The 18,767-nt window shown below is 70.2% G+C and carries 16 protein-coding genes; 8 read left to right on the forward strand and 8 right to left on the reverse strand.

Annotation, left to right across the window (positions count from 1 at the left end):
• Positions 1–141: 141 nt before the first annotated feature.
• From IEZ09_RS20455 to IEZ09_RS20470, 4 genes are all read left to right on the forward strand, one after another.
• Positions 142–1,347, forward strand: coding sequence for an HNH endonuclease signature motif containing protein (locus tag IEZ09_RS20455; RefSeq protein WP_189255328.1), 1,206 nt, complete (start codon positions 142–144; stop codon positions 1,345–1,347).
• Positions 1,348–1,997: 650 nt separating this feature from the next.
• On the forward strand, positions 1,998–4,736 hold the full coding sequence (locus IEZ09_RS20460) for a DEAD/DEAH box helicase (protein WP_189255329.1): 2,739 nt from the start codon (positions 1,998–2,000) through the stop codon (positions 4,734–4,736).
• A gap of 96 nt (positions 4,737–4,832) precedes the next feature.
• On the forward strand, positions 4,833–5,504 hold the full coding sequence (locus tag IEZ09_RS20465; RefSeq protein ID WP_189255330.1) for a DUF4333 domain-containing protein: 672 nt from the start codon (positions 4,833–4,835) through the stop codon (positions 5,502–5,504).
• A 57-nt stretch (positions 5,505–5,561) separates the two neighbouring features.
• Positions 5,562–6,731, forward strand: coding sequence for a GNAT family N-acetyltransferase (locus tag IEZ09_RS20470; protein ID WP_189255331.1), 1,170 nt, complete (start codon positions 5,562–5,564; stop codon positions 6,729–6,731).
• Positions 6,732–6,741: 10 nt separating this feature from the next.
• Here the strand turns inward: IEZ09_RS20470 and IEZ09_RS20475 are convergent, their stop codons facing one another.
• On the reverse strand, positions 6,742–7,788 hold the full coding sequence (locus IEZ09_RS20475) for a CHAP domain-containing protein (RefSeq protein ID WP_189255332.1): 1,047 nt from the start codon (positions 7,786–7,788) through the stop codon (positions 6,742–6,744).
• Positions 7,789–8,070: 282 nt separating this feature from the next.
• Here IEZ09_RS20475 and IEZ09_RS20480 point away from each other — a divergent pair, with 282 nt between their 5' ends.
• Entirely contained in the window at positions 8,071–10,023 is a 1,953-nt protein-coding gene (locus IEZ09_RS20480) for a CHAP domain-containing protein (protein WP_229812769.1), read from the forward strand.
• Between the two features lie 28 nt (positions 10,024–10,051).
• Here the strand turns inward: IEZ09_RS20480 and IEZ09_RS20485 are convergent, their stop codons facing one another.
• Positions 10,052–10,996: a 5'-3' exonuclease gene (locus tag IEZ09_RS20485; RefSeq protein ID WP_189255334.1), complete on the reverse strand. Its 945-nt coding sequence runs from the start codon at positions 10,994–10,996 to the stop codon at positions 10,052–10,054.
• A gap of 28 nt (positions 10,997–11,024) precedes the next feature.
• Between IEZ09_RS20485 and IEZ09_RS20490 the strand changes: the two genes are divergently transcribed.
• Positions 11,025–12,146 carry a M24 family metallopeptidase gene (locus tag IEZ09_RS20490; protein WP_189255335.1) on the forward strand — a complete coding sequence of 374 codons (1,122 nt, stop codon included), beginning with the start codon at positions 11,025–11,027 and terminating at the stop codon, positions 12,144–12,146.
• A complete protein-coding gene (locus IEZ09_RS20495) occupies positions 12,143–12,589 on the forward strand; it encodes an Lrp/AsnC family transcriptional regulator (RefSeq protein ID WP_189255336.1) in 447 nt (148 codons plus the stop codon). The genes IEZ09_RS20490 and IEZ09_RS20495 overlap by 4 nt, the downstream gene beginning before the upstream one ends.
• 1 nt (position 12,590) lies before the next feature.
• Here IEZ09_RS20495 and IEZ09_RS20500 read toward each other — a convergent pair whose 3' ends face one another.
• Positions 12,591–13,154, reverse strand: a complete 564-nt coding sequence (locus IEZ09_RS20500; RefSeq protein ID WP_229812770.1) for a hypothetical protein — start codon at positions 13,152–13,154, stop codon at positions 12,591–12,593.
• A gap of 27 nt (positions 13,155–13,181) precedes the next feature.
• On the opposite strand from IEZ09_RS20500, the gene IEZ09_RS20505 reads away from it, so the two are divergent.
• Positions 13,182–13,574 carry a winged helix-turn-helix transcriptional regulator gene (locus IEZ09_RS20505; RefSeq protein ID WP_229812771.1) on the forward strand — a complete coding sequence of 131 codons (393 nt, stop codon included), beginning with the start codon at positions 13,182–13,184 and terminating at the stop codon, positions 13,572–13,574.
• On the opposite strand, the gene IEZ09_RS20510 is transcribed toward IEZ09_RS20505, so the two are convergent.
• From IEZ09_RS20510 to IEZ09_RS20530, 5 genes are read right to left on the reverse strand one after another with little or no spacing between them, the layout of a single operon-like run.
• Positions 13,565–14,161, reverse strand: coding sequence for an ATP-binding cassette domain-containing protein (locus IEZ09_RS20510; protein WP_189255418.1), 597 nt, complete (start codon positions 14,159–14,161; stop codon positions 13,565–13,567). The genes IEZ09_RS20505 and IEZ09_RS20510 overlap by 10 nt on opposite strands.
• Complete coding sequence (locus tag IEZ09_RS20515) at positions 14,161–14,721, reverse strand: ABC transporter ATP-binding protein (RefSeq protein ID WP_308202428.1); 561 nt, start codon at positions 14,719–14,721, stop codon at positions 14,161–14,163. The genes IEZ09_RS20510 and IEZ09_RS20515 overlap by 1 nt, the downstream gene beginning before the upstream one ends.
• A 35-nt stretch (positions 14,722–14,756) precedes the next feature.
• Positions 14,757–17,201 carry an ABC transporter permease gene (locus IEZ09_RS20520; protein WP_189255338.1) on the reverse strand — a complete coding sequence of 815 codons (2,445 nt, stop codon included), beginning with the start codon at positions 17,199–17,201 and terminating at the stop codon, positions 14,757–14,759.
• A gap of 39 nt (positions 17,202–17,240) precedes the next feature.
• Entirely contained in the window at positions 17,241–17,900 is a 660-nt protein-coding gene (locus IEZ09_RS20525) for a VOC family protein (RefSeq protein WP_189255339.1), read from the reverse strand.
• Positions 17,901–18,761, reverse strand: a complete 861-nt coding sequence (locus IEZ09_RS20530; RefSeq protein ID WP_189255340.1) for a hypothetical protein — start codon at positions 18,759–18,761, stop codon at positions 17,901–17,903.
• Between the last annotated feature and the right edge of the window lie 6 nt (positions 18,762–18,767).

Genomic DNA, 18,767 nt, shown 5'->3' on the forward strand with positions numbered 1-18,767 from the left:
AGCCGGGCATAAGGAGCCCGGCTGATCCGAGCACGTAATTACCGCTCGAACAGCGCGGCAGGCTTCGCGTCGGTTCGATTCACTCGATGGTGTTTATTTTCGGCCGTAATATTGTCGTGATCTTGCGGTAGGGTCGAACATGTGAGCGACCCCGGGCTTTCCCTTCTCTCCACTGACGAGCTGCTGCGCAGCATCGTCGGCAAGGTGACGGAAATCCGGGCCCGCGAATACTCGGTGATGCAGGACATCGCCGAGCTGAATCGGCGCGGGGCCGCCGCGGAGCTGGGGTACAAAACTTTGCCGCAGGTGCTGCGGCACGCCCTCCGCTGGGATCCGGCGACCGCCAGGCGCTGGGTGGAGCAGGCCGTCCTGCTCAGCAGTGAGATCACCCCGACCGGCAACGAACTCGCCCCCGTCCTTCCGGTGACCGCCGCGGCCGCGGCGGAGGGCGCGTTGTCGCTCGACCACGTCGCCGCGGTCGCGGAGGCGATGAAGAACCTGCCCGCCGAGGTCGAGAACCTGGTCGTGGAGTGTGCCCGCGACCACGAGCCCGCCGCGGTGCGCACGTTCGGCAAAGACCTGGCCTACGGCCTCTACCAGAACGACCCCGAACCGCGTGACCCCGAGCCCGAGTCTGCGGGCAACCGGCTTACGCTGCGGCAGAACAAGGCCGGGGACTGGAAGCTCGCGGCGACGCTGGACGCGGTGACCGGCGCGAAGTTCGCGACGCTGCTGGACCCGCTGGCCAAGCCCCGGCCGACCACCGACGAAGGCCCGGACCCGCGCTCGCTTGACGAGCGCCAGGGCGACGCCCTGGCCGAGCTGATCGACCTGATGCTGCGCGCCGATCAGCTGCCCGAACACGGCGGCGAACCGGTCACTCTCATCCTGACCATGGCTTATCAGGATCTGGCCGAGCAGGTGGGTCACGCGGTGCTGGACAACGGCGAGCGGATCCCGGCTGATCAGGTCCGTCAGCTCGCTTGCTCTGCGGGGATCATCCCGATGGTGATGGGCGGCCGGTCGCAGCCGCTCGATGTGGGTCGCCGGTCGCGGCTGTTCACCGCCGGGATCCGCCGGGCTCTGGTCGCGCGTGATCACGGCTGTGCGTTCCCTGGGTGTGGCCGGCCGCCGAAGCATTGCGATGCCCACCATGTTCACCACTGGGCCGACGGCGGAGACACCCGCGTCGACAACGGCGTGTTGCTGTGCCGCCACCACCACACGCTGATCCACCGCAGCGGCTGGGAAGTGAAGATCGAGCACGGCCTACCGGTCTTCTACCCGCCCGCCTGGCTGGACCCGCTGCGAAAACCCAGACGCAACCAGCTCCACACCGCCGCCTGACTCCGACCAGGGAACGCGAGCGGTCCCTCCACCACGCCAACCGCCACGGCCGTGCAGCTCCACCACGGCCGTGGCACAGCCATGCCCAAAATCCGGCCACGGTCGGCAAGCCGCGACAGCGACAAGAGGGATCACCCGAAGGCAAGCACCGAGCCCACTGCGGCTATACGACACAAACCGCAAAGCCCCCGCCGCCACGCATTACCAACGGCGAAGCCGAGGTGCCTCCCCGAAACTGCGAAGGCGAAGCCGAGCCGTAAAGGCCTGATGCCACGCTGTTCAAGCGGTAATGTCCGGAACCCGACCGCCTAACGCAACCACGCGCGCTCGCGATTGGGGCTTGACTTTGGGTGCGAGGTGCTACCGTGTTCGGATCGGCCGGGCGCTTTACCTGCCCGGCTTTTTAAGGCCGATCTGCGCCTCGCAAGGGCCCCGAAGTCAAGCCCCAATCGCAATCGTCGCGAAGCGGCGATGACGTAACCAACGCTCGTCAATGCCCGCGCAAGCACCTGCCCAAGGTGACCGAACCGCATCGGCGACCCCTCCGCTGGAACCCTCAGCGTCACGCCAGTACGCTCAATACCTTCAGTGTTTCCTGAAGTTAATCTATCTCAGCGGCGATTGTCGGTGCGATGTGAAAGCCTGAAGGGGTGTCACGTGCTTCGCGGTCCCCGGCCGAGGCCTACGCCCACTCCCGGCGCAACGCCCAGCGGCCCAAGCTGACCGACTTCGGCTCCGTCATCTCGTTCGAGCTGGACCCGTTCCAGCGCCAGGCCTGCGAGGCCCTGGAGGACGGTCACGGAGTGCTCGTCTGCGCCCCCACCGGTGCCGGCAAGACGGTGGTGGGCGAGTTCGCCGTGCACCTGGCCCTCACCGAGGGTCGCAAGTGCTTCTACACCACGCCGATCAAGGCGCTCAGCAACCAGAAGTTCGCTGATCTCACCGCGCGTTACGGGCCGGAGAGCATCGGGCTGCTGACGGGCGACACGAGTGTCAACGGTGGGGCTCCCGTCGTGGTGATGACCACCGAGGTGCTGCGGAACATGCTGTACTCGGGTTCGTCCACTCTGGACGGACTCGCGTACGTCGTCATGGACGAGGTGCACTACCTCGCGGACCGGTTTCGCGGGCCCGTGTGGGAAGAGGTGATCCTGCACCTGCCGGAGCACGTGCAGGTGGTCGGGTTGTCCGCGACGGTCAGCAACGCCGAGGAGTTCGGTGAGTGGCTGGTCGCGGTGCGGGGCGACACGACGGTCGTGGTCGACGAGCATCGGCCCGTGCCGTTGTGGCAGCACATGCTGGTGGGCAACCAGATGCTCGATCTCTTCGAGGGGGACGAGACGCATGCGCGGATCAACGCCCAGGTGTTGCGCAAGACCGAGGAGCTGACGCGGTACCACGTGCCGTTCAGCCGGAACCGCAATCGCGGTGGCACCGGAAGGCCGTCGCGCAACAGCGGGTTCAAGCCGCCGTCGCGGATCGACATGATCCAGCGGATGGACGCGGCCGGGTTGTTGCCCGCGATCGTGTTCGTGTTCAGCCGGGCCGGGTGTGACGCTGCGGTCGCGCAGACCGCGCGGGCCGGGTTGCGGCTCAACACGCCGGAGGAGACCGAGCAGGTTCGGCGGATCATCGACGAGAAGACGCGCGACCTTCCCGAGGCCGATCTCATGGTGCTCGGGTACTGGGAGTGGCGGGAGGCGCTGGAGCGGGGCATCGCGTCGCACCACGCCGGGCTGCTGCCCGCGTTCAAGGAGACGGTCGAGGAGCTGTTCGTCCGCGGGCTGGTCAAGGTCGTGTTCGCGACCGAGACGCTCGCGCTGGGCATCAACATGCCCGCGCGGACGGTCGTGCTCGAGAAGCTCGTCAAGTACAACGGTGAGGCGCACGTCGACCTCACGCCGGGGGAGTACACGCAGCTCACCGGGCGGGCGGGGCGTCGTGGCATCGACGTCGAGGGGCACGCGGTCGTCGTGTGGCAGCCCGGGATCGACCCCAAGGCGGTCGGCGGGCTCGCCTCCACGCGCACGTACCCGCTTCGCTCCAGCTTCCGACCCGGCTACAACATGGCCGTCAACCTCGTGCACCAGCTGGGTGCCGCGGCCGCGCGCGAGATCCTGGAGCAGTCGTTCGCGCAGTTCCAGGCCGACCGGTCGGTGGTCGGGCTGGCGCGGCGGATCGAGCGCAACAAGGACGCGCTCGAGGGCTATGCCGAGTCGATGACGTGCCACCTCGGCGACTTCGCGGAGTACGCGTCGCTGCGCCGCAGGGTCGCCGACCGGGAGAAGCAGCTCGCGAAGCAGAACACGAACGCGCGGCGCATCGAGACCGCCAAGTCGCTGGAGCGACTGCGCAAGGGCGACGTGATCGCGGTGCCGTCCGGGCGCAGGTCGGGCCTCGCCGTCGTCATCGACCCCGGCATCGAGCCGCTGGGCGAGGCGCGGCCGCTGGTCGTCACCGAGGACCGCTGGTCGGGCCGGCTGACCTCGGCGGACTTCCCGGCGCCGGTCGAGGTGCTGGGCCACATCCGGCTGCCGCGGCAGGTGGACGTGCGCTCGCCCAAGTCGCGGCGCGACCTCGCGTCGACGGTCCGCAACACCGGGATCGCCGTGCCGTCGCGCGGGCGCAAGAAGACCACGGCGGACGACGACCCCGAGCTCGCGACGTTGCGCCGTGCCCTGCGCGCGCACCCCTGCCACGGCTGTGACCAGCGCGAAGACCACGCGCGGTGGGGCGAGCGGTACCACCGGCTGCTGGCCGAGACCGAGCAGCTGGAGCGCAAGGTCGCGGCGACGACGCACTCGCTGGCGCGTCAGTTCGACCGCATCCGGGCGTTGCTGCGCGAACGGGGCTACCTGTCCGAGAACGACGAGGTCACGCAGGACGGCATGCGGCTGACCAGGCTCTACAGCGAGTCGGACCTGCTCGCCGCCGAGTGCCTGCGCCACGGCGTGTGGAAGGGCCTCAGGCCGGAGGAGCTGGCGGCCGTGGTGTCGTCGCTGGTCTACGAGGCGCGGCGGGACGGTCCGGTCGAGGCGCGGCTGCCGCAGGGGCCGGTGTCGGACGCGATGCTGAAGACCGTGCGGCTGTGGGCGGAGATCGAGGACGACGAGCGCCGCCACAAGCTGGAGCGCATCACGCGCCAGCCCGACCCCGGGTTCGCGTGGCCGGTGTTCCGCTGGGCGCGCGGCGAGTCGCTCGAAAAGGTGCTGAGCGCGGCCGAGGCGGGCGGCAACGAGCTCGGCGCGGGCGATTTCGTCCGTTGGTGCCGTCAGGTGATCGACCTTTTGGACCAGATCCGTGATGTGGTCGGACGAGAGGACCCGGTCGGCTCGGCCGCGGCGAAGGCTGTCGACGCGCTGCGGCGCGGTGTTGTGGCGATGATGTGACATGGGCCTGACAAAGGTTTTGCGAGTCGGAGTAAAGACTGACGTCAACGGTGTGGTTGGATCGCGCCGCAACGTCGTACACACGGAGGTCGACAGATGAGCAGCCCGTACGGACCGTCCGGAGGGAACGATCCGCAGCAGCCCTGGGGCCAGCCGCAGCAGCCCTACGGTGGCGGTTTCCCTCCCGGTACCCCGTCCGGCGGCTTCCCGGCTCAGAACCCCTACGGCCAGCCGCAGCCCCAGCCGGGCCAGCAGCAGCCGTACCCCGGTTTCGATCCGTCGCAGCAGCAGACGCAGCAGTACGGCGTGCCCCAGCAGCCCCAGTCGAACCCGTACGGCACGCCCGTGCAGGGCGACCCGTACGGCCAGCAGACCCAGCAGTACCCCGGCCAGCAGCCCAACCCGTACGGGCAGCAGCCGGGCTTCGGCCCGCCGGTGCCGCAGAAGAAGTCCAGCGCGGGCATCTGGGTCGCCGCGGTCGTCGTCGTGCTGCTCGTCGGCGGTGTGCTGTTCGCCGGTTTCGTGACGCCCGCCTTCTTCAAGAAGAAGATCTTCGACAACACCGCCGTGCAGACCGGCATCGTCCAGATCCTGAAGGACGAGTACAAGATCTCCGACGTCGGCAGCGCGACCTGCACCGGTGAGAACGAGGTCAAGCCCAACACCTCGTTCGAGTGCAAGGTCCAGGTCGGCGGCAAGGACAAGAAGGTCAAGATCGTCGTCAAGACCGAGGACGGCGAGTACGAGGTCGGTCAGCCCACCGGCTGATCCGCACAGCGGAAACTCGGGTGCGCCCGCGGTCGTGCGTGAGCCACGATCACGGGCGTGACCGACATCCGCGTGCTGAACGACGAAGCGCAGTTCCGGGCCCACACCACGGTCTTCCGCCGTGCGATGCACATGCCGGGCCCCTCGGACGACGACTGGAAGGTCACCCGGCCCTCCTACGAGCCCGATCGCGCGCTCGCGGCCTTCGACGGCGACGAAATGATCGGCACCACCCAGTCGTACGGTTCCTCTCTCGTGGTGCCCGGTGGCGCCGTGGTGCCGCACTCCGCCATCTCCCGTGTCGGCGTCCGTGCCGACTACACGCGCCGTGGCGTGTTGACCGCCCTGATGCGCGAGCAACTGTCCACGCTGCCCGACCCGGTGGCCACGCTGCGCGCCTCCGAGGGCCGCATCTACGGCCGTTTCGGCTACGGCCTCGCCGGTCGGTGGCGGGTCGTGGAGATCGACGCCCGGCGCGCCGTGATCCCCGGCGAGATGACCGGCCGCGTGCGGATGCTCGACCAGGACACCGCCGACAAGCTGCTGCCGGAGCTGCACGAGGCCGTCGGACTGTGGCGGCCGGGCCAGATCAGCCGGTGGCCGGGGTGGTGGGCCCGGTCGCGCGACCGCGAGAGCAACGCGAAGAACACGGTCACCGTCGTCCACAGTGGATCGGACGGTGACGACGGTTTCCTGACCTACCAGGTGACTGAGGACAAGGACTTCAAGCGCCGGATGTCCATTGAGGACTTCGAGTGGGCGAACGACGACGCGTGGCGCGACCTGTGGATCTACGCGGCGCGGCTCGACCTGGTCGACCTGATCGAGATCGACGCGGCGCTCGACGACCCGTTCTGGTGGCTCTTCGAGGACCCTCGCGTCGTCCGCTCCAAGGACGTGTACGACGAGATCTGGCTGCGCCTGGTCGACGTCCCGCGCATGCTCTCGGCCCGCACCTACGGCGCCGCCGAACCGGTCGTGATCGAGATCCGGGACAGGCTGCTGCCCGCCAACGACGGCTGCTACCGGGTGTCGCCGGACGGCGCCGAACGCGTCGACGAGCAGGCCGACATCACGATGCCGGTCGACCTGCTCGGTGCCGCCTACCTCGGCGACACGACGTTCTCGCAGCTCGCGGCGGCCAAGCGGATCGAGGGGACCCGCCTGGCCGACGCGGACGCGTTGTTCGCGGTGCCGCGGAAGCCGTACTGCGGCACGTTCTTCTAGCGCGGTTCGATCACATGGCGTACCGGAGGGTGGAGTCGCCGTAGCCGGCGGCGGTGGCCCAGTGGGCGAGCCAGGTGGAGTAGCCGGTGGCGGCGTCGAGGACGTGTGCTTCGGTGCGGCCTGATCCGGTCGGTCCGGTGCCGACGATGACGAGGTCGGCCCGGCCGTCCCCGTTGACGTCGCCGAGGACGAATCGGTCGGCGGAGTTGCCGTAGCCGGCGGCGGTGGCCCAGTGGGCGAGCCAGGTGGAGTAGCCGGTGGCGCCGTCGAGGACGTGTGCCTCGGTGCGGCCCGATCCGGTCGGTCCGGTACCGACGATGACAAGGTCGGCGCGGCCGTCTCCGTTGACGTCGCCGACGAGGTGGCGGTCGCTGTCCGCGCCGCTGTAGCCGGCGGCCGTGGCCCAGTGCGCGTACCAGGTGGAGTAGCCGGTGGCGGCGTCGAGGACGTGTGCTTCGGTGCGGCCCGATCCGGTCGGCCCGGTCGCGACGATGACGAGGTCGGCGCGGCCGTCCCCGCTGACGTCCGGGTTGCGCAGGTCGGCGATGTGCAGGAACGCCTCCGGCCAGCCGTTCGACCTGGTGAGCGTGCGAGCACCGAAAACGCCCGTGTAGCTGCGGTTGTACTCGTGCACGACCACGGTGTTCCCGCCGTCGCGCACCTCGGCGACCATGGCCACGTGCCCGTACCCGCCGCCGTAGTTCGCGCCCCACCAGGCGACGGCACCACGTCTCGGCGTGTCATCCACGGGCTTTCCGCGGTTGATCGCACCCTGTCGCCAGTCCTTGGCGTGCCCGCTGTTGTTCACCTGGATGCTGCTCCAGTTGAACCGGATGTCGGTCGTGGTGCCGCCGAGCTGCTGGTTGAGCGTCCAGGCGGCGTAGTCGGTGCAGTTGCGGTAGTAGAAGCGCAGCGGGGAAAGCTGGTTCATGTTCGCCTGCGGCCACGGGTAGTCGTTGCCCAGTGCGATCGCTGGGGCGGGCACGAGCAACGTGGCGAGCAGCACCAGCAGCCCGGTCAGGCTGAACAGCCGTCTTCGGTGTCGAGTTGGGGTCATGCGGACTCCATCGAGCCGGAAAGCCCAAGTGTGACAACGGAGATCCCACTCCGCCAGGAATGGTCCTCTGTGGACATCGAGGCGGGTGGCAGTCGGGTGAACGAGATTGCGAATTGCGGGTGATTCTCCTGGTGCCCACATCGACCACGGGTCTGCGCATAGGAATTCGGGCTGGGCGGTCCGTGTGATCGTCAGGAAGAGCGCTAACCGGCGCGAGTGACTCCGCGACAAACGACTTGTCGTTCCCGGGAAGAGGAGTCGCTTGTGCGGATCGCTCGTGTTGTGCGAAGACGTTTTGTTCTGCTGGCAGTGCTCGCGGTCGTGCTCGCCGGCCTGAGCACACCCCTGGCCTCCGCGGTGTCGACCACGCTCTGCACCGGGTACCAGGGGTGTGCTGCCGCCGGCCGCGGCAACGGGGACTACGCGGCCAACAGCGGCACCTCGTACTGGGGCATGGATCCCGGTCACAACTGCACCAACTACGCGGCCTACCGTCTCATCCGGAACGGGGCGGACGCGAGTTACTTGCGGGGTTACGGCAACGCGTATCAGTGGGGATCCCGTGCCGCTCAGTACGGTGTCGCCGTCAACGGCACACCTGCCGTGGGCTCGATCGCGTGGTGGGATTCCAATTCGAACGGTTCGGGCTACTACGGTCACGTCGCGTACGTCGAGGAAGTCGGTCCGGGTTACGTCATCGTCTCCGAGGACAACTACGGCCGCGAATTCCACTGGAAGAAGCTCACGCCTGGCGGCTACTACCCGACCGGGTTCATCCACTTCAAGGACGTCGTCGCGCCGCCGCCCGCGCTGGGCGCTCCCGGCGCCATCACCGCTCTGGTGCACGGGTCGCGGGTGAACCTGTCCTGGGGCGCCGCGGCCGGTGCTGCCGACTACCAGGTGTACCGCGACGGCGCGCTCCTGGCCGCGGTCGGCGGCACTACCTACCTCGACGCGCGCGTCTCGCCGGGGCAGTCGTACAACTACGCGGTCGTGGCGCGGAACTCCGCGGGCACGTCGCCGCCGTCGACCAAGCGGATCACCACGGGCTTCGAGGCCGCCGACCGAGCCTATCTGCCCACAAAGGACGGTCCGGCGGAGTGCGGGCGGGCAGGTGCGCAGAACCACCAGGCCCTCGTGTGCACGATGCGCACCGCGACGGGCTGGTCGTCGGCGGCGACGGGCGCCGGCGACTGGGGCTACCTCGCCGACCGCACGTGGCTGCCGAACTCCGATGGCAGCGTGTCGTACTGCCGCCGGGTGGGCGACGGTGGACGGATCATGTGCGACAGGTTCGACGGAACAGCCTGGACGAGCACGACCTCGCCGCAGATCGACGCCGGCTACCCGGAGAACCGGGCGGTGCTGTCGACCAAGGACGGTCCGGCGCTCTGCGGCCGGGCGGGCGGCGACACCTATCAGGCGCTGGTGTGCACGGTGCTGACCTCGTCCGGCTGGCGTTCGGTGACGTCCGGGGCCGGTGACTGGGGCTACTCCGCGGACCGGTCCTGGCTGGTGAACCGCGACGGCACGGTGTCGTACTGCGGCCGGGTCGGTGACGGCGGCCGGGTCCGCTGTGACAGGTTCGACGGCACGGCCTGGTCCAGCTCGATCTCGGGACAGGTGGACGTCGGCTACCCGGACAACCGCACCTACCTCGCGGCCAAGGACGGTCCGGCGTTGTGCGGGCGTGCTGGTGATCAGAACTACCAGGCGCTGGTGTGCACGGTGCAGACGCCGTCCGGCTGGGTGTCCGTCACGTCGGCGCGCGGCGACTGGGGCTACGCGGACCGCGCGTGGCTCACGAACGCCGACGGCAGCGTCTCGTACTGCCGACGGGTCGGTGATGGCGGCAGGGTGATGTGCGACAGGTTCGACGGAACGGCCTGGACGAGCACGACGTCGCCGCAGGTCGACACCGCCTACCCGGACAACCGCACCTACCTCGCGGCGAAGGACGGTCCGGCGTTGTGCGGGCGCGCTGGTGATCAGAACTACCAGGCGCTGGTGTGCACGGTGCTGACCCCGTCCGGCTGGGTGTCGGTGACGTCGGCGCGCGGCGACTGGGGCTACGACAGCGATCGCGCGTGGCTCACCAGCCGCGACGGCACCGCGTCGTACTGCCGCCGCGTCGGCACCGGGAGCATCGTGCTGTGCGACAGGTTCGACGGCAGCGGCTGGACGTCGGTCTCGTCACCTGCCGTGGACGCCGGTTACCCGGACTCCTTCGCCTGATCGTGCGCCGCGCCTGGCCAGCACGCGGTCAGGCGCGGCGCTCCATCGCGTTGACCAGGCGCGGCACCGAGCTGCCCAGGCCCCAGCGCTGCGTGAGCTCGCGCAGCCGTTCGGGGTCGGCGGGTACCCGCGGCACCGCGTCGTCGCGGTCCAGCACGACAGGGGCGTCGAGCGCGGTGCGCACGACGGTGGGGGCGGCCGCCAGGTAGTCCTCGGCGGCGAGCAGGGCGTTGCGGGCCTTGGTGGTGAGCTTGCGGTCCATCGGGTCGCTCACGGCCTTCAGCAGGGCGTCCAGCGAGCCGAACTCGGTGATGAGCTTGGCGGCGGTCTTCTCGCCGATGCCCGCCACGCCCGGCAGGCCGTCGGAGGGGTCGCCGCGCAGGACGGCCATGTCGGCGTAGGCGGAGCCGGCGTTCTCGACCGGGAGCGCGTACTTGGCCGCCAGTTCCGCCGGGCCCAGGACCTCGGCCTTGTTCCAGCCGCGGCCGACGTAGACGACGTGGACGGGCGTGGGTTCGAGGCGCACGACCTGGAACATGTCGCGGTCGCCCGTGACGACCTCGACCGGCGACGCGGTCTCGCGGTGGGCGAGGGCGCCGATGACGTCGTCGGCCTCGTAGCCCGCCGCCTCGCCGGTGCAGATGCCGGCCGCGTCGAGGACGTCGAGGATGATCGGGATCTGCGGCGTGAGGGTGTCGGGCACCTCCTCCTCGCCGTCCACGGCGTCCTCGGCCACGCGGTGGGCCTTGTAGGAGGGGAGGGCCTTCACGCGGAACTCCGGGCGCCAGTCGGCGTCCAGGCACGCAACCAGGCGGCTCGCGCCGCGTTCGGTGATGACGCGCGCGATCGTGTCGACGAAGCCGCGCACGGCGTTCACCGGCGTGCCGTCGGGCGCGGTCATCGAGTCCGGCAGCGCGTAGTACGACCGGAAGTAGAGGCTCGCGGAGTCGAGCAGCACCAGGGGAGAGCTCACAACCCGACAAGCTACTAGGCTTCTGGCCATGGCAACGATCACCGGGCCCATCGACGTGTCCGCGCTGCGTGCGCGGCTTGACCGCGCCACCGCAGCCGCCGAGCAGGCGGGCGTCGACGCCCTCCTCATCTCGCCCGGCTCGGATCTGCGGTACCTGATCGGTGCCGGTGGCGACTCCTTCGAGCGCCTCACGTGCCTGGCGCTGCCCGTCGGCGGCACACCGACGCTGGTCGTGCCGAAGCTCGAACAGCCCGGCTACGCCGCCATCCCCACCGACGAGCTGGGTGTCCAGGTCGTCACGTGGGTCGACGGCGAGGACCCGTACGCGCTGGTCAAGGCCGCGATCAAGGGTACGAGGACGGCGGTGGCGGACATGATGCCCGCCCTGCACACCATCAAGCTGGGCAACGCCATCGGCGGGCCGCAGAGCCTGGCGGGGCCGATCATCCGCGAGCTGCGCATGCGCAAGGACGCCAGTGAGATCGCCGCGCTGCGCAAGGCCGGCCAGGCGATCGACCGGGTGCACGCGCGCATGGGCGAGTTCCTGCGCGTGGGCCGCACCGAACGCGAGGTCGCCAAGGACATCGCCGCCGCGATCGTCGAGGAAGGCCACACCGTCGCCGACTTCGTGATCGTCGGCTCCGGGCCGAACGGCGCGTCGCCGCACCACCGCGACTCCGACCGCGTGATCGAGGCGGGCGAGGTCGTGGTCATCGACATCGGCGGGCCGGTGGCCGAGGGCTATAACTCCGACTCGACCCGCACCTACGTGATGGGCGAGCCCGCCCACGACGACGTGTGGGACACCTACGCCGTCCTGCAGGCCGCGCAGCAGGCCGCCGTCGAGGCCGTGAAGCCGGGTGTCACCTGCGAGGAGATCGACAACGTCGCCCGCAAGGTCATCACCGACGCGGGCTTCGGCGAGTACTTCGTGCACCGCACCGGGCACGGCATCGGCCTGGACGTGCACGAGGAGCCCTACATCGTCAGCGGGAACGCGCTGCCGCTCGAGGCCGGCATGGCCTTCAGCGTCGAGCCCGGCATCTACCTGCCCGGCCGCTGGGGCGCGCGCATCGAGGACATCGTCGTCGCCACCGAGACCGGCGTCGAGTCCTTCAACAACCGACCTCACGAGCTGGTGGTGCTTTGACCCTCGAGCAGATCGACAGAGCGATACTGAAGGAACTCGCCTCGGACGGCCGGTGCAGCTTCACCGACCTGGCCGAGCGCGTCGGCCTGTCGGTGTCGGCCGTGCACCAGCGCGTGAAGCGGCTGGAGCAGCGCGGCATCGTGAAGGGCTACGCCGCCCGGCTGGACGGCGCCGAGATCGGCCTGCCGATGTCGGCGTTCATCTCGCTCTTCCCGATCAACCCGGCCGAGCCGGACGACTACCCGAAGCGCCTCGAGCACCTGCCGGAGATCGAGGCCTGCTACTCGGTGGCGGGCGACGCGTCGTACGTGCTGCGCGTGCGCGTCGCCTCACCGACGGCGCTGGAGGAGCTGCTCCAGAAGATCAGGGAGTCGGCCAACGTGTCGACGCGCACGACCGTCGTGCTGTCGACACCCTACGAGGACCGTCCCCCGGCGGTCTGAGCTAGAAGCGGCGGTCGACGGCGATCCAGTTCGTCTCCCAGGACGCGCCACCGTCCTGGGAGAACGCCTGCTCGAACGTCGCCCTGTCCATCCCCTGTCGCCGCACGACGAAGCGCACCTTGATCGGGCGCCCGCCGAGCTGGTCGTCGCCGTAGAACTCGCCGACGCCGTCGTGGAACCCGCCGTACACCGACGGCGTGAGCAGCCCGTCGCGCATGTTGACGAACGTCAGGCTCCAGCGCTGCGCCTGCGGTTCGTAGAGGCGCAGGTTGAGCCCCTCGATCCGGCCGGCCGGTCCAGTGACCTTCAGCTCGACGACGTTCGCCCGCCGGTCCATCAGCGGCCGCACGACCGACGTGCCGCTGAACTGCAACCATTGGTCCTCGGTCTCCGACAGCGGATCGGCGAGCACCCGCACGTCGGTGTGCCAGGTCCCGAGCTCCCAGTCGAAGTCCCGTTGCCCGTCGGTGGTGTCGGCCGACGCCGACCCGGTCAGGGCGAGAAAAGCAAGGCACGCGACCAAAACGCGTCCGTGTGGCACGGTGAGCAGCCTGCGCATGTTCATGATTCGACTGTCGACGGAGCCATCACCATGAACAAGAAGGCACCTGCAGGTAACCTCGCGCGCCCCAACCCGCTGCCCGGTTGCCCGATGGCGGCGGCGTTCGCGGCGATCGGCGGGAAGTGGAAGCTGACCCTGGTGTACTGGCTCGCGCACGGCGAGTCCCACTTCGCCGGGCTGCGCCGCCGGGCCGAGCCGATCACGCCGAAGGTCTTGGCCGAGCAGCTGCGGGAGCTGGAGGCCGACGGGCTCGTCGAACGCGTGGAGACCGGGCCGGTCCCGGCGCCCGTGATCTACCGCCTCACGCCCTACGGAACGACGGTCCTGCCCGTCGTGGAGAGCGTCCGCGTGTGGGGCGAGACGCATCTGCGGCGCACCGACCGTGAGGTGATGAGCTGCGCCCGGCCCACCGGTCAGCCCTGAACCTGCCCGTCGGCCAGCACCAGCACGCGATCGGCGACGGCGTGCACGGCGTCGTGGTGCGTGGCGATCAGCACGGCGGCACCTTCGTCCGCGACCCGCCGCAACAACCCCACCGCCGCGACCGCACTGACGGCGTCCAGGTGCGCCGTGGGTTCGTCGGCGAGCAACGCCGCGGGCCTGGCCACCACGGCACGCGCGAGCGCTGCCCGTTGCTGCTGCCCGAACGACACCTGCCCCGGATACCGGGCGCCCAGCCCGTCGATGCCCAGCTCGGCCAGCAGCCCGGACACCCCGTCGACCGCCCGGCCCGCCAGCCGCAACGGCAGAGCGACGTTCTCCTCCAGCGTCAGCTCGGAAGCCAGCCCCAGCGACTGCGGCAACACCGCGCAGTCCGACCACGAAGCCAGCCCCGGCGACACGGTCCCGCTGTCGGGGGAGTCGAAGCCGCACAGCAACGACAGCAGCGCGGTCTTGCCTGACCCGGACGGCCCGCTCAACGTCACGAGCTCCCCTGCCGACACCGCGAGATCCACCCCGCGCAGCACGGCAACGCCGCCGAACGACCGGTGCACTCCCGACGCCCGGATCACGACGCCACCAGCGGAACGCACAGATCCGCCAGCTCGATCAACCGCGGGTCGTGCGACGCCACCACGGCGGGCACCGGCAACGAGGTCAGCGTCTCCAGCACGAGATCGGCGGACCGGACGTCCAGCTGCGAGGTCGGCTCGTCCGCCACCACCACGGAAGCCCCGCGCGCCAACGCACATCCGAATGCGAGCCGCTGCTGCTGCCCACCGGACAACGCGCCGATCCGCCACGTCCCGGATCCGCCCAGCCCCAGCCGGTCCAGAACGGACAGATCAGCGGCCCCGGCGGCCCGCAGGTTCTCCCCGACGGTCAGGTGCGGGATCAGGTTGTCGGACGGGTTCTGGAAGACGACCGCGATCTCCTTGCGCCGCAACGACCTCAGCTGCGCCCACGACAGCGCGGACGTCGGCCGGTCGTGCACGAAGACCTCACCCGCGGAGGGTCGTTCGACCAGCGACAGCACCCGCAGCAGCGTCGACTTGCCCGACCCCGACGGCCCGGACAGCACGGTGAGGCCGGGCGCGATCGTCAGCGACACGTCCGAGACGGCGCGCACCGGACCGTAGGAAACCCCGACGCCACAAGCGCGGATCACCTGAGCAGTTCTCCCATCCGCGCGGTGCGGACACCGCGCAACGCCAGCCATGCCGCCACGACGACGACCACGAGTCCGCACAGCACCATCGAGCCCAGCAGCGGCGTGAGGTCGGGCAGCATCGGGGCGGGGTTCAGCCACGGCGCGGGATCCAGCCGCGGTACCGCGAACCCGGCGCTCACGAACGACGCCACCGCACCGATCGCCAAGGCCACCAGCGCCAGCGCGCCCACTTCGAGCAGATGGCTCGTCCACAACACGGACGGCCGCATGCCCATCCGCGTCGACAACGCGCCGGAGACGGCGTTCTGCCGCCGTCGCACCTCGATGGCGAGCAACAACGCCACAGCGGCCACCACGGCCAGCACCACGCCGATCGCGGCGACGAACCCGAACGTCCACTCCACGGTCAGGAACGGCAGCCCGTCGAGGACCCGAGCCCGGTCGGCGACGTTCGTGTAGTGAATCCCCGCTGCCTGCAACGAAGAAGTCAGCTCGGCCAACGGCAACGACGACCACAGGTGCCAGGAACCCACCTGGTCCACCCCCGGCACCGACTCCCGCGCCACGACGTAGCCCCGCGTGCCCAGCTTGGGGAACGACGGCAGCCACGACACGGGCTTCACCAGCGGCAGCCCCGGGATCTGGACTTCCTGGTTCGACGCCCGCCCGATCCGCAGGGCGGGAGCGACCTCACCGGTCCGGCGCAGCCCGGCCAGCAGCGAGCGCACCGCAGCGGCGTCGTCGACGACGGCCGCGTCCGTGAAGGTGGCGGGATCCACGATCAACGCGCCGGTGCTCACGCCCACGAGCGTTGTGGTGCCCCGCAGCGACGACGGCAGCGCCACCCGTCCCAGAGCGATGTCCTGCGGCACCTGCACCGTGCTGTTGGCGCCGACGAACACTCCCGACTTCGAGTCCAGCGCCGACTTCTGCGCGCCCGCCACCGCACTGCCCACCGCGATGGTCCCGACGGCCAGCACCCCGACCAGCACCACACCGGTCACCGGGCCCACCGCCGCCGCGAGCCGGCGCACCGCCAGCTGCGCGGCGGGGACCTGCCACCACCGCACGCGATGCGACCAGGCGAGCGACCACCGCAGCAGCCGGGTCGCGAGCAAGGCCGCCGCCAGCACGACCAGCAGCGGGAACGTCAGCGCCGCCACGTCGATCCGCGGCAGCTCGCTGGACTTCACCGCCGTGCCCAACCCGTTGCGGGACAAGCGAACCCACGCCAGCACGGCCAGACCCGCGACGACCAGTTCCCACGGCACCACAGAAAGCCGCCACGACCGGGCACGCCGCTGGAACGTCCGGTGCGTCCGCCAGCAGGCCACCAGCACGGTCACGGCCAACGACGCGACGACCACCGCCAGCACGAAGCCCAGCGCCACCCAGAGCGTTCCAGGGGCCAGCGCCACACCGGGCGCGTACGACGGCAGGAGCAACCGCGCCGCCACCAGCCCGAGCAGACCGCCCAGCACCAGCGGCAACCCGAGCTCCAGCACCCCGCGGAAGCCGAGAGCGAGCGGACCGGCGCCGCGCACCCACAGCAGCCGCAGCTCGGAATGCCTGCGCTGAGCCCATTGCACGGTCACCGTGCCGACGCCCGCGAGCCCCACGAGCACGCTGATGATCACCAACGGCAGCAGTGCCGACGAGACGTTGCGCTGCGAGGTCCTGGCCGCCGTGATGGCGGACGACAGCACGTCCGCCCGCGTCAACGGCAGCCCGAGCGAGGTGATGAGCGCGTTCCCCCTGTCCCGCAACGCCTCCGCCTCGGCGAGCGTGGACACGGGTTCGGTGGGGAACCTCAGCGACACCGAGGCCCCTGACGAGAACTCCGGCGGCAGCGAGGCGAGGTCGGACACCCGCGGCACCCAGATCACCGAGGTGCTGTCCCCGTCGCCGCCCAAAGGGTTCGGCACCACGGTCTTCGACTCGGAACACCACCACCCGGACACCGGGTGCGCCAGATCGGCGTAGATCGCGCTCACCACGAGCGACGACCCGGTCAGCCGATCACCGACCTTCACCCGTGCCGCGGTGGCGATCGTCCTCGGCACCCACAACCCGGTGCCACCGCCCTCGACGACCGTCAGGTGCGCCAGGGCGTCCGGCCGGTACCCGAACCGGCCGTAGGTCGCGAGGCCGTTGAAGTCGGGCCTGCCGATCCGCGTGTAGACCGCACCCAGCGGGCTGTGCGACGACATCGCGACAGCGGTGGAGAGCGGCAGCGCGCCGCCGTCGAGCGACGGGTGCAGCGACTGCGGGCAGATCCGGTCCTGCTGGTAGGCGAGAGCGGCGCTCCCGGCGGAGGACGAGTGCAGCACGGCCGCGGCCACCACGAAGCCCAGCAGCAACGTCGTCGCGATGCTCACCAGCAACGTGAGCGGGCTCGACAGCGCTGCCCCGGGCGCGGCTCTCCACGGCAACTGCACCAGCGCACGCTAACCGCCGTTCCGCGATTTGGGGAGCCTTCAGGAGGTAACGGAACGCATGACGCCGAACCGGGCTCCGAACGGATCAACGAGCACCGCGATCCGGCCGACTCCGTCCAGCTCGTACGGCTCGACGATCACCTCGGCCGCACCGGCGGCCTGATCCACATCGGTCACCTCGAAGTACGGCAACCAATGAGCCGCGGAGTCCTCGACCACCGCACCGAACAACCGGCCCGCACCCGTGCCCGCGGGACGGAAGAAAGCGCCGGGCGCACCGGGAATCGTGACGACGTCCCAGGAGAACACCGTGCGGTAGAACGAGACGCCGTCGGCGGGGGAGTGCAGTTCGAGCCACGTCAGCGCTCCCGGCACCGACACCGCGTCGAGCCCGGTCTGCTGCCACACGCCGAACTCCGCGCCCTGCGGATCGGTCATCGTCCGGCCGTCGACCGCTCCACCTGCCGCCACGACCGCCTGAGCGGCCCGGCCGGCGTCCGTCACCGCGAAGTGGACGGTCCACGCGCCCGTCTCGCGCGGCACGTACCCGGCGACCGTTCTGCCGTCGCGGGTGAAGTGGCCGCGGCCGTCGAGTTCCCAGCCGAGCACGCGGCCGTAGAACGCCGCGGCGGCGTCCCGATCCGGGCCGCCCAGGTCGATCCACGCCGGGGCGCCGGGCACGAAGTCGGTCGTGAGCATCTACGCCCACCTCCAGCGGATGCCGATCCAGTTCACCGACACGTTCGTCTCGAAGTGGTGCACGGAGTTCGTGTGGTCCAGCGCCAGATCGATGGTCCGGTGCGGTTCCGTCTCCTGCCAGTCCTGCAGGTACACGTGCGGATCGGTGGGCAGCTCGGCCGGGTCGAAGTGCACCTCGATCAGGCTCTGCGCGAGGAAGCACCGCACGCCCTGCGCGTGCTCGAAGCTGTCGACCCTGGTCGCGTCGTGGATGACGAACTCGAACACCCACGTCTCACCCGCCGCCAGCTTCCGGTCGAAGAGCAGCTCGTCCACCGTCACGTGCTCGGCCTCGTTGCGCGCTGACCGGCCGATCCGGCAGTTGCGGACCGCCTCGTGCCGGACCTCGTGCACGGAGTCGTCGCAGAAGTAGTGCGCGTAGAAGCGGTCGACGCCGTCATGGCGCGCGCGGGCGACCATGCTCACGTGGATGCGTGACGCGTGCCGTTGGGCGTCGACGAAGACCCTGTCGTGGCGGGAGACGACCTCCAGGTCGTTGGTGTTGAAGCCGGGCATCATGCCGGGGACGACGTCCGGCCAGCCGCTCGGGTCGGAGCGTTCCAGCAGCGCGAGCAGCGAGCGGGGCGGCACCTCCAGCAGGTCCTCGAGCACCGAGACGGCCCTGAGCGACTTCGGCGAGATCGGGCGGACCCGGCCCTGCTGCCAGTCGCTTAGGGTCGACAGCGCCACCGCCACGTCCTGTTGCGCGAGGCGTAGCCGGAGCCGCTCCAGGGTGAGCCCGCGGCGGCGGATGGCCGCGCGCAGAGCGGAGTGGAACGGTCCGATGCGTAGCAGCGCTTCCAGACTGGGCGTCGTCGTCACGGCACC

The sequence above is a fragment of the Lentzea flava genome, from assembly GCF_014648475.1.
In the GTDB taxonomy this organism is placed as follows: domain Bacteria; phylum Actinomycetota; class Actinomycetes; order Mycobacteriales; family Pseudonocardiaceae; genus Lentzea; species Lentzea flava.

Excerpts from the sequence above, each read along its gene's own strand:
- IEZ09_RS20525 (WP_189255339.1), bottom strand. The coding sequence starts at position 17,900 with ATGCTCACGACCGACTTCGTGCCCGGCGCCCCGGCGTGGATCGACCTG.
- IEZ09_RS20490 (WP_189255335.1), top strand. The coding sequence starts at position 11,025 with ATGGCAACGATCACCGGGCCCATCGACGTGTCCGCGCTGCGTGCGCGG.
- IEZ09_RS20500 (WP_229812770.1), bottom strand. The coding sequence starts at position 13,154 with ATGAACATGCGCAGGCTGCTCACCGTGCCACACGGACGCGTTTTGGTC.
- IEZ09_RS20465 (WP_189255330.1), top strand. The coding sequence starts at position 4,833 with ATGAGCAGCCCGTACGGACCGTCCGGAGGGAACGATCCGCAGCAGCCC.
- IEZ09_RS20505 (WP_229812771.1), top strand. The coding sequence starts at position 13,182 with ATGAACAAGAAGGCACCTGCAGGTAACCTCGCGCGCCCCAACCCGCTG.
- IEZ09_RS20475 (WP_189255332.1), bottom strand. The coding sequence starts at position 7,788 with ATGACCCCAACTCGACACCGAAGACGGCTGTTCAGCCTGACCGGGCTG.